Here is a 10,617-nt window from a genome sequence, read left to right as displayed (position 1 = left end):
CGCTTTCTTTTGCTTACTTTTCTTTGCGCATTTCAAAGAAAAGTGAGTCGCCCGACGGGGCGAAACACGGAATAGCTGACAGCACCCAAAGCGGCGTCCAAAACACTAACTTGCCAGCCCGGTATCGACCAAGCACTCCCCCGATAATGCAAAGCCCCATTCCGATAAAAGCCCCATGGTTTTGCAGGCAAAGCTCACAGCCAAAGCGCCCCGCGCTTGCCAGGAAGCACCGGCAGTGCAAGGCTTAGCGCATCGCCCGAGGAAGGATCGGCCCATGCGCCCATTACTCGTCTGCCTGCTGCTCGCCCTGGCCCTGCCGGCCAGCGCGCAGATCTACAAGTACACCGACGCCAACGGCAATACGGTTTTCACCAACCAGCCGCCCGATGGCACTCCTGCCGAAAGCGTCGAACTGCCGCCGACCAATACCGTCGAGATGCAGACGCCAAGCCTGCCGCCTGCCACTCCCGCGAACGAACAGAAATCACAGGCGCCATACACTGTCCTGCGCCTGACCGGCATCCCCGATGAGGAAGCCATGCGCGCCAACAACGGCTCCTTCGTCGTCGGCGTCGACATTCAGCCTCGCCTGCAACCCGGCCATCGTCTGCGTCTGGTTCTCGACGGTCAGCCCTATGGTCAGCCCAGCAACGTACCGAGCCTGCAGTTGAGCAACATCGACCGCGGCGAGCACAGCCTGGCGGTGACTGTGCTGGCAGGGGATCAGGTGGTGCAACAGAGCATGACCGAGACCTTCACCGTACAGCGCATCAGCCTCAACAGCCCGGCCAGACAACCCGCCACACCGCCCAAGCCCGCGCCGAAACCAACCCCCAAACCCTAGAATCCATGACGATGCGAATTTTTCTGCTGGGCCTGCTTGTGCTGGCCCACAGCGCCCAGGCGCAGGTCTATACCTACATCGATGCCGAAGGTAATCGCGTCTTCACCGACAGCCCGCGCAGCAGCAACGCAGAACGCGTGAATATCGCGCCCTCGAATAGTGCACAACTGAATCAGAACCCACCCAGCGTGGGGGTTGCGCCACCGGCCGTGACCAAGCAGGTGGTGCATTACCAGTTGCTGCGCGTTCTGGTACCGGAGCCCGATGCATCGATTCACAATGCTTCGGGCGATCTGATCGTCACCCTGACCAGCGAGCCCGGCCTGCTGCCGGGACACAGCTATCGCCTGCTGCTCGACGGCGAGGCGCAGGGCGGCCCCAGCAGCAGCCCGGTGTTCTCGCTGCAGAACGTGGATCGTGGCACGCATCAACTGGTAGGCGAGATCATCGATGCGGCTGGCCTCATCGTCGAACGCACCCCGGCCCAGCCCTTCCATATGCACCGCATGTCGCTGGCACAGAAGCGCCAGATCAGGCCCTGCCAGAAGGACGATTACGGCGTACGCCCGGAATGCCCGCTGAAAGACAAACCCAAAGAAAAACCGAGCATCCTCCCCTTCCTGTGATTAGCACCAAATCAGTGCATTAAACCGCACCAAACTTTATTCTTTCCCCGTTTTGGGTCAAAGCACCCCGCTCGATCGCCTTGCAGTCCGCCCTAAACCCCAGAAGACGCAGAAAAAATGCGTCTTTTCGGGGCTTTGGTTTGCTTCTTGCATTTTCCTGCCCATTGCCGGAACGCACTGCCTATGACTATCAACGACGCGCTGCATCGCCTGCTACTCGACAACCTGACCACCGCCACCCTGCTGCTCAACAGCCAACTGTGCCTTGAGTACATGAACCCGGCGGCGGAGATGCTGCTGGCCGTCAGTGGCCAACGCAGCCATGGCCAGTTCATCAGCGAGCTGTTCACTGAATCGCCCGAGGCGCTGTCTTCCCTGCGCCAGGCGGTGGAACAGGCGCACCCTTTCAACAAGCGCGAGGCCGTGCTGACCTCGGTCACCGGCCAGACGCTAACCGTGGACTACGCGGTGACGCCCCTGTTCAGCAAAGGCGAAACCCTGCTGCTGCTGGAAGTGCACCCGCGCGACCGCCTGCTGCGCATCACCAAGGAAGAGGCGCAACTGTCCAAGCAGGAAACCACCAAACTGCTGGTGCGCGGCCTGGCTCACGAGATCAAGAACCCGCTCGGCGGCATCCGTGGCGCGGCCCAGCTGCTATCGCGCGAGCTGCCCCACGAAGAGCTCAAGGACTACACCAACGTCATCATCGAAGAGGCCGACCGCCTGCGTAACCTGGTCGATCGCATGCTCGGCTCGAACAAGCTGCCGTCGCTGGCGATGACCAACGTGCACGAGGTTCTCGAACGCGTCGCCAACCTGATCGAGGCCGAGGCCCAGGGCAGCATCACGCTGGTGCGTGACTATGACCCGAGCATCCCGGATCTTTTGATCGACCGTGAACAGATGATCCAGGCCGTGCTCAATATCGTGCGCAACGCCATGCAGGCCATCGCCGGGCAGAAGCACGACATGGGCCTGGGCCGCATCAACCTGCGCACCCGCACCCTGCGCCAGTTCACCATCGGCCATACGCGCCACCGTCTGGTGGTCAAGGTCGAGATCATCGACAACGGCCCCGGCATCCCCCCGGAACTGCAGGAAACCATCTTCTATCCCATGGTCAGTGGCCGTGCCGACGGCACCGGCCTGGGCCTGGCCATCACCCAGAACATCATCAGCCAGCACCAGGGCCTGATCGAATGCGAGAGCCACCCTGGCCACACCGTGTTCTCGATCTTTCTGCCCCTGGAACAAGGAGCGACCACAGCATGAGCCGCAGCGAAACCGTCTGGATTGTCGACGACGATCGTTCCATCCGCTGGGTACTGGAGAAGGCCCTGCAACAGGAAGGCATGAGCATCCAGAGCTTCGACAGTGCCGATGGCGTCCTCGCCCGCCTGACTCGCCAGCAGCCAGACGTGATCATCTCCGACATCCGCATGCCCGGCTCCAGCGGCCTCGACCTGCTGGCGCGCATTCGCGAGCTGTATCCGCGCCTGCCAGTGATCATCATGACCGCGCACTCCGATCTGGACAGCGCGGTGGCCAGCTACCAGGGCGGCGCCTTCGAATACCTGCCCAAACCGTTCGATGTTGACGAGGCCGTCTCGCTGGTCAAGCGCGCCTTCCAGCACGCTCAGGAACAACAGAGCCTGGCCGCACCCGCAGTGCAGGCACGCACCCCGGAAATCATCGGCGAAGCGCCGGCGATGCAGGAGGTGTTCCGCGCCATCGGCCGCCTCAGCCACTCCAATATCACCGTGTTGATCAACGGCGAATCCGGCACCGGTAAAGAGTTGGTGGCGCATGCCCTGCACCGCCACAGTCCGCGTGCAGCCGCCCCGTTCATTGCCCTGAACATGGCAGCGATCCCCAAGGATCTGATGGAATCCGAGCTGTTCGGCCACGAGAAAGGCGCCTTCACCGGCGCGGCCAACCAGCGCCGTGGCCGCTTCGAGCAGGCCGACGGCGGTACCCTGTTTCTCGACGAGATCGGCGACATGCCGGCCGATACGCAAACGCGCCTGCTGCGCGTGCTGGCCGATGGCGAGTTCTACCGTGTTGGCGGCCACACTCCGGTGAAAGTGGACGTGCGCATCATCGCCGCCACTCACCAGAACCTGGAAACCCTGGTGCAGGCCGGCAAGTTCCGCGAGGACTTGTTCCACCGCCTCAACGTCATCCGCATTCATATCCCGCGCCTGGCCGACCGTCGCGAGGACATCCCCACCCTGGCCAATCACTTCCTCGCCCGTGCGGCACAGGAACTGGCGGTCGAGCCGAAGCTGCTCAAGAGCGAAACCGAGGATTACCTCAAGCACCTGCCCTGGCCGGGCAACGTGCGTCAACTGGAGAACACCTGTCGCTGGATCACCGTCATGGCATCCGGTCGCGAGGTGCATGTCGACGACCTGCCACCGGAGCTGCTGACCCAGCCGCAGGACGCCGCCCCGGTGACCAACTGGGAGCAGGCCCTGCGCCTATGGGCCGACCAGGCCCTGGCACGCGGCCAGTCCAACCTGCTCGATGTGGCTGTGCCGGCCTTCGAACGCATCATGATCGAGACCGCACTCAAGCATACCGCCGGCCGCCGCCGCGATGCCGCCCTGCTGCTGGGTTGGGGTCGCAATACCCTGACGCGCAAGATCAAGGAACTGGGCATGAAGGTCGATGGCGCGGATGACGACGACGGCGACGACTGAGCCGTCAGGCGGATGAGCACAGCCTGGACGCTGCGCTCATCCGCACCATTTAGCTGAAAAAGCTGTCGTCACCACCGTCGAAGAAATCGCCACTGTCGAAATAGTTGTCATCGGCGAAGCTATCGCTCGATGAGCCGGCGTCGAAATTGCTGGGTTCCTGCATCGGCGGCGCCTCGACCACCTCAACGATCTCCGCCGGGCTGCCGTGATGAAACAGCCCGCCAAGCATCTCGGCCACCATCACACCGCCGGCCACGCCCGCTGCAGTCTGCAGGGCACCACGCATGAAGCCACCCTGTCCCGGCACTGCGGCCGCTTGCGGTGCACGCGGGTCACTGGCGGCAGCACCCTGGGAAAAGCGCGTTTCACCCCAGCCAGCCGGTCGCGCATTCGACTGTGGTTGCGGCTGCGCATCACGTGTACCGCCGCCGAACAATCCGGACAGGAAGCCACCGCTGCTCGGCCGTTGCTGCTGCATCTCGGCCAGTTGCGCTTCCAGTTCCTTGACCCGTTGATCCTGGCGCTTGAGCGCAGCCTCCTGGATCAGGATGGTCTGCGTCATGTAGTAGGGCGCGGCGGGCTGACGCGCGACATGCTCGGCGATATGCGCGTCGGCCTCGGCATCACGCGCGGCACTCTGCCGCTCGGCATCGTGCAGACGCGAGAACAGGCCATCGATCAAGGTTCGCTCTTCGGAATTCATGGGTGCCTCATCTACTGCAAGTTGGCACGTCCCTGTAGGGAATTCCTCGCGAGGCAGGCGCCCCGCTCTGTGTCATTTGAGCGAAGCGCCATCATGCAGTTCCCTGCCGCTCAGCCACGCTGTGCGTTCTTGATGGAAATCTGCGTATTGAGCGTCCAGAAGTCGTAGAGCACGCCCACCATGAACAGGCCACCGGTGAACAGATAGAGGATCCCGGTGATCCACTTGCCCTGGTACATCCGGTGCACACCGAATACACCGAGAAAGGTCAGCAGGATCCAGGCCACGTTGTAGTCGGTTTCACCAGCGGTAAAGCGCAGATCTGCCTCGCGATCCATCGCCGGAATCAGGAACAGGTCGATGATCCAGCCGATGAAGAACAAGCCCAGGGTGAAGAACCAGATGGTGCCGGTCACCGGCTTGCCGTAGTAGAAACGATGCGAGCCAAGGAAACCGAAGATCCAGAGCAGGTAGCCGATCACTTTGCTGTGAGTGTCCTGGGGTTGCATGACGAACTCCGTGTGCGAGGTATGGATTCAGACGCTCCGACCGCGACGAAGGTTTCATCCTCACCGTCGGGCGTCGCATCGATGACTTGATCCTTGTACAGTAGCCATATACTGTATAAAAAAACAGTATAGATATCGCCTGCCATGCAACTGATCGAGAAGCTCACCATCCTCGCCGACGCCGCCAAGTACGACGCCTCCTGCGCCAGCAGTGGTGCGCCCAAGCGCAGCTCCAAGGGCAAGGATGGCATCGGCTCGACCAACGGCATGGGCATCTGCCACAGCTACACGCCGGATGGGCGCTGCGTCGCGTTGCTGAAGATCCTGCTGACCAACTTCTGCCTGTACGACTGCCAGTATTGCATCAACCGCCGCTCCAGCGACGTGCCACGGGCGCGCTTCACCCCCGAGGAAGTGGTGACGCTGACCCTCGACTTCTACAAGCGCAACTGCATCAGCGGGCTATTCCTCAGCTCTGGCATCATCCGTTCTGCCGACTACACCATGGAGCAACTCAACCGCGTCGCCAAGCTGCTGCGCGAAGAACATCAGTTCCGTGGCTACATCCACCTCAAGACCATCCCCGACGCCGCGCCCGAGCTGATCGCCGAGGCCGGCCTGTATGCCGACCGCCTGAGCGTCAATATCGAGCTGCCCACCGAAACCAGCCTGGTGAAACTGGCGCCGGAGAAGAACGTCGGCAGCATCCACCAGGCCATGCAGCACATTCACCTGGGTGAGCGCGAAGCCAAGGAAGAACGCCGCGCACCGCGCTTCGCACCGGCGGGGCAAAGCACGCAGATGATCGTCGGCGCCGATGCCACCGACGACAGCACCATCCTGCATAACGCCCAGAGCCTGTATCACGACTACCGCCTGCGCCGCGTCTACTACTCGGCGTTCAGCCCGATTCCACAGAGCCCGAAGACCGTGCCATTCGAGGCGCCGCCGCTGCTGCGCGAGCATCGCCTGTATCAAGCCGACTTCCTAATGCGAGGCTACGGTTTCAGCGCCACTGAGTTGCTGTCCGGCCCCGGCAATCTGGCGCTGGACATCGACCCCAAACTGGCCTGGGCGCTGGCCAATCGCGAGCAGTTTCCGGTGGATCTGAACCGTGCCGACGAGTCGCTGATCGCCCGCGTACCCGGCATCGGCGTGCTCAGCGCGCGGCGCCTGGGTGCGCTGCGGCGCGAACGACGCATCCGCTTCGAGGATCTGACGCGCCTGCGCTGCGTACTGGAAAAGGCCAAGCCGTTCATCGTCACTCAGGATTACCGACCACCGCGGGCCGAACACGAGTCCCTGGTGCTGCGCCAGCAACTGCGCGACACCCCGGCACAGATGGCGTTGTGGTGATGCACAGCCTGCGCTTCGACGGCACGTTCGCCACCTGGCGCCAGGCCGCGCGCCGCGCTCTGCTGCAGAACCTGGCGCCACACCAGCTGCAGTGGCTGGACGAAGAGGCCGCGCCCGGCCTGTTCGATGAAGCGGCCGAGCGGGCGCCGGAGCCCAACGGCCGCCTGCGTGTGTCCCCCGAACTGCTGGAGCTGCTGGAAAGCGCCGCGCAATACCGTGGCGAGGAACGCTGGAGCCTGCTCTACCGGGTGCTCTGGCGCTTCGTACAGGGCGAGCGCAGCGCCATCCTCGCTGGCGACCCGGATGGCAGCGAACTGCAACGGCGGCTCAAGGCCGTGCGGCGCGAAGCCCATCATCTGCATGCCTTCGTGCGTTTTCAGCCATGCCAGGCACAAGGCGCACCAGACTTTGTCGCCTGGTTCGAGCCGGCGCACGACATCCTCGCCTCAGCCAGCGGCCATTTCGCCGAACGCCTGGGCAAGCACAGCTGGCTGATTGCCACGCCGCGTGATGGCGTGTTCTGGGATGGCCAGCAGTTGCGCCACGAGCGCCACTGCCCGACGCAATGGCGCGACTGGGCGCAGCAGCCCGAGGATGATGGTCAGGCACTGTGGCGCGCCTACTACGGCAGCACCTTCAACCCGGCACGACTCAACCGCACAGCCATGCAGCAGCACCTGCCATTGCGATTCTGGAAACACTTGCCGGAAGGGCCACTGATTCCGCAATTGATGAGCGAAGCACGTGCCGGCGCGCAGCGCGATGGCCAGGCACTGGTGCTGGCCGGCAGGAAGGGCAAACGCATTGCCCTGATATACGAAGGGGACGCATCGCGTCCCCCGTCTGGTAGCGTCAGCGGAAGCGACGCCCCGGATCTTCCTCGCTGATCTCCAACGACAGGCCCTGGGCCATGCTTGTCAGGTGATCGCCGTCGGTTTCCGAACCGAGCTTGATCATCAGGCGCAGGTCGTTGGCCGAATCCGCGTAGAGCAGCGCGTCTTCGTAGGTGATCTCGCCCTGGGTGTAGAGGTTGTACAACGCCTGGTCGAAGGTCTGCATGCCCTGCTCGGTCGAGCGCTTCATTAGGCTCTTGAGCTCGTGCACCTCGCCCTTGCGGATCAGGTCGGCAGCCAGCGGGGTGTTGATCAGCACCTCGATCACCGCACGGCGCCCCTTGCCATCCGGGGTCGGCACCAGTTGCTGGGCGACGATGGCCTTGAGGTTGAGCGACAGATCCATCCACACCTGATTGTGTCGATCCGGCGGGAAGAAGTTGATGATCCGATCCAGTGCCTGGTTGGCGTTGTTGGCGTGCAGGGTGGCCAGGCACAGGTGGCCGGTTTCGGCGAAGGCCACGGCGTGATCCATGGTTTCGCGCGAGCGCACCTCGCCGATGAGGATCACGTCCGGCGCCTGGCGCAGGGTGTTCTTCAGCGCTACCTCGAAGGATTCGGTATCCAGGCCAACTTCGCGCTGGGTGACGATGCAGTTCTGGTGCTGGTGGATGTACTCGATCGGATCTTCGATGGAGATGATGTGGCCGCTGCTGTTCTTGTTGCGGTAGCCGATCATCGCCGCCAGCGAGGTGGATTTACCCGTGCCGGTGGCGCCGACGAACAACACCAGGCCGCGCTTGGTCAGCGCCAGCTTCTTCAGCACTTCCGGCAGCTTGAGTTCATCGAGGGTGGGGATGTTGGTCTCGATGCGGCGCAGCACCATGCCCACCAGGTTGCGCTGGTAGAAGGCGCTGACGCGGAAACGACCGATGCCACGCGCGCTGATGGCGAAGTTGCACTCGTGGTTTTCGGCGAAGTCGCGGCGCTGCGCATCGTTCATTACACCCAGAACGGTCTCGCGGGTCTGCTCCGGTGACATGGCATTCTTGGTCACGGGCATGATCTTGCCGTTGACCTTCATCGAGGGCGGCACGCCCGCCGTGATGAACAGGTCGGAACCGCCCTTCTCTACCATCAGGCGCAGCAGTTTTTCGAATTCCATCGGTGCTCTCGCAGGTGCTTACGCGGTATCGCCCGGGCATCGGCAGGCGAGCGCACGCGCCCGCCGGCTCGGGGGTCAGAAATTTTCCGGGGTCTTGGACTTCTCGCGCGCGCTGTCGCGGCTGACCAGCCCCTTGGCCACCAGAGTTTTCAGGCAGGCATCGAGGGTCTGCATGCCCAGCGCGCCACCGGTCTGGATCGCCGAATACATCTGCGCCACCTTGTCCTCGCGGATCAGGTTACGGATCGCCGGCGTGCCGATCATGATCTCGTGGGCCGCCACGCGACCACCGCCGATCTTCTTCAGCAGGGTCTGCGAGATCACTGCCTGCAGCGATTCGGAGAGCATCGAACGCACCATCGACTTTTCTTCGGCCGGGAACACGTCGACCACGCGGTCGATGGTCTTGGCGGCGGAGGTGGTGTGCAGGGTGCCGAACACCAGGTGGCCGGTTTCCGCGGCGGTCAGCGCCAGGCGGATGGTTTCCAGGTCACGCATCTCGCCAACCAGGATGATGTCCGGGTCTTCCCGCAGCGCCGAGCGCAGGGCTTCGGAGAAGCCGTGGGTGTCACGGTGCACTTCACGCTGGTTGACCAGGCACTTCTTCGACTCGTGAACGAATTCGATCGGGTCTTCGATGGTCAGGATGTGGTGGTATTTGTTGCTGTTGAGGTAGTCGAGCATCGCCGCCAGGGTGGTCGACTTGCCCGAACCGGTCGGGCCGGTAACCAGCACCAGGCCGCGCGGTACGTCGGTGATCTTGCGGAAGACCTCGCCCATACCGAGCTCCTCCATGGTCAGCACCTTGGACGGAATGGTACGGAACACCGCGCCAGCGCCACGGTTCTGGTTGAAGGCGTTGACGCGGAAACGCGCGACACCCGGCACCTCGAAGGAGAAGTCGGTCTCGAGGAATTCCTCGTAATCCTTGCGCTGCTTGTCATTCATGATGTCGTAGATCAGCGCATGCACCTGCTTGTGATCCAGCGGCGGCAGGTTGATGCGGCGCACGTCGCCGTCGACGCGAATCATCGGCGGCAGGCCGGCCGAGAGGTGCAAATCCGACGCGCCTTGCTTGGCGCTGAAGGCAAGCAGCTCGGTAATATCCATGGGACTCCCCAATTGCAGGCAAGCAGGTAGAATGCCGCGAACGCTTAACGGCCGGGCCGCAAGTAATGTCCACGATAGCAGAGAATATTGCAAAGGTCGGAGCGCGCATCCGTGAGGCGGCGCAAGCATCGCAGCGCGATTGCGCGCAGATCGGCCTGCTCGCAGTGAGCAAGACCAAACCCGCCGAGGCCATCCGCGAGGCACATGCCGCCGGGATCCGTGACTTCGGCGAGAACTACCTGCAGGAAGCGCTGGAAAAACAGACCCAGCTGAGCGACCTGCCCTTGATCTGGCACTTCATCGGCCCCATTCAGTCGAACAAGACCCGGCCCATCGCCGAGCACTTCGACTGGGTACATTCGGTGGATCGCCTGAAAATCGCGCAACGCCTGTCCGATCAGCGCCCGGCTCATCTGCCGCCGCTGAATATCTGCCTGCAGGTCAATGTCAGCGGTGAAGACAGCAAGTCCGGCTGCAGCCCCAGCGAGTTGGTGGAACTGGCACGCGCCGTCACGGCGCTGCCGAAGCTCAAACTGCGCGGGCTGATGGCGATTCCCGAACCCACCGACGATGTCGCCGCGCAACATGCCGCTTTTGCTCGTTTGCGCCAACTGCGCGATGAGCTGGCGCTCGATCTCGACACCCTGTCCATGGGCATGAGCCATGACCTGGAGGCCGCCATTGCCGAAGGTGCCACCTGGGTACGCATCGGTACCGCCCTGTTCGGCGCTCGTGACTACGGTCAGACCGCCCCTCAATAAGGAAGCCC

The 10,617-nt window shown here is 63.0% G+C and carries 11 protein-coding genes; 7 read left to right on the top strand and 4 right to left on the bottom strand.

Features of this window, described 5'->3' with window-relative positions; translation table 11 throughout:
- Nucleotides 1-274: 274 nt before the first annotated feature.
- From ACODS1_RS15115 to ntrC, 4 genes are all read left to right on the top strand, one after another.
- Complete coding sequence (locus tag ACODS1_RS15115; RefSeq protein WP_489086299.1) at nt 275-844, top strand: DUF4124 domain-containing protein; 570 nt, start codon at nt 275-277, stop codon at nt 842-844.
- A gap of 11 nt (nt 845-855) precedes the next feature.
- A complete protein-coding gene (locus tag ACODS1_RS15110; RefSeq protein ID WP_489086298.1) occupies nt 856-1,470 on the top strand; it encodes a DUF4124 domain-containing protein in 615 nt (204 codons plus the stop codon).
- A 183-nt stretch (nt 1,471-1,653) separates the two neighbouring features.
- A complete protein-coding gene (glnL, locus tag ACODS1_RS15105; RefSeq protein WP_489086297.1) occupies nt 1,654-2,742 on the top strand; it encodes a nitrogen regulation protein NR(II) in 1,089 nt (362 codons plus the stop codon).
- The gene (gene ntrC, locus ACODS1_RS15100) at nt 2,739-4,172 is read left to right on the top strand and encodes a nitrogen regulation protein NR(I) (protein WP_489086296.1); all 1,434 of its coding nucleotides are present in this window, start codon (nt 2,739-2,741) and stop codon (nt 4,170-4,172) included. Before glnL ends, ntrC begins: the two co-directional genes overlap by 4 nt.
- A 49-nt stretch (nt 4,173-4,221) precedes the next feature.
- On the opposite strand, the gene ACODS1_RS15095 is transcribed toward ntrC, so the two are convergent.
- Both ACODS1_RS15095 and ACODS1_RS15090 read right to left on the bottom strand, forming a co-directional pair.
- Nucleotides 4,222-4,875 (bottom strand): DUF2076 domain-containing protein, encoded by a 654-nt coding sequence (locus tag ACODS1_RS15095; protein WP_489086295.1) that lies wholly within the window; start codon nt 4,873-4,875, stop codon nt 4,222-4,224.
- A 110-nt stretch (nt 4,876-4,985) separates the two neighbouring features.
- Nucleotides 4,986-5,384 (bottom strand): TM2 domain-containing protein, encoded by a 399-nt coding sequence (locus ACODS1_RS15090; protein ID WP_322978843.1) that lies wholly within the window; start codon nt 5,382-5,384, stop codon nt 4,986-4,988.
- A 144-nt stretch (nt 5,385-5,528) separates the two neighbouring features.
- Between ACODS1_RS15090 and ACODS1_RS15085 the strand changes: the two genes are divergently transcribed.
- Together ACODS1_RS15085 and ACODS1_RS15080 are read left to right on the top strand one after the other, a co-directional pair.
- Entirely contained in the window at nt 5,529-6,740 is a 1,212-nt protein-coding gene (locus tag ACODS1_RS15085; RefSeq protein WP_489086294.1) for a putative DNA modification/repair radical SAM protein, read from the top strand.
- On the top strand, nt 6,740-7,627 hold the full coding sequence (locus ACODS1_RS15080) for a TIGR03915 family putative DNA repair protein (RefSeq protein WP_489086293.1): 888 nt from the start codon (nt 6,740-6,742) through the stop codon (nt 7,625-7,627). Before ACODS1_RS15085 ends, ACODS1_RS15080 begins: the two co-directional genes overlap by 1 nt.
- On the opposite strand, the gene ACODS1_RS15075 is transcribed toward ACODS1_RS15080, so the two are convergent.
- Both ACODS1_RS15075 and pilT read right to left on the bottom strand, forming a co-directional pair.
- The gene (locus tag ACODS1_RS15075) at nt 7,593-8,738 is read right to left on the bottom strand and encodes a PilT/PilU family type 4a pilus ATPase (RefSeq protein ID WP_489086292.1); all 1,146 of its coding nucleotides are present in this window, start codon (nt 8,736-8,738) and stop codon (nt 7,593-7,595) included. The genes ACODS1_RS15080 and ACODS1_RS15075 overlap by 35 nt on opposite strands.
- A gap of 75 nt (nt 8,739-8,813) precedes the next feature.
- Entirely contained in the window at nt 8,814-9,848 is a 1,035-nt protein-coding gene (gene pilT / locus ACODS1_RS15070; protein WP_322978847.1) for a type IV pilus twitching motility protein PilT, read from the bottom strand.
- A gap of 65 nt (nt 9,849-9,913) precedes the next feature.
- On the opposite strand from pilT, the gene ACODS1_RS15065 reads away from it, so the two are divergent.
- Nucleotides 9,914-10,609 carry a YggS family pyridoxal phosphate-dependent enzyme gene (locus ACODS1_RS15065; protein WP_489086291.1) on the top strand — a complete coding sequence of 232 codons (696 nt, stop codon included), beginning with the start codon at nt 9,914-9,916 and terminating at the stop codon, nt 10,607-10,609.
- Nucleotides 10,610-10,617 lie beyond the last annotated feature (8 nt).

This window comes from Pseudomonas sp. FG29, assembly GCF_057809355.1.
The sequence above is the reverse complement of the archived record's forward strand: the minus strand, read 5'-3'. Positions and strand labels throughout refer to the sequence as shown.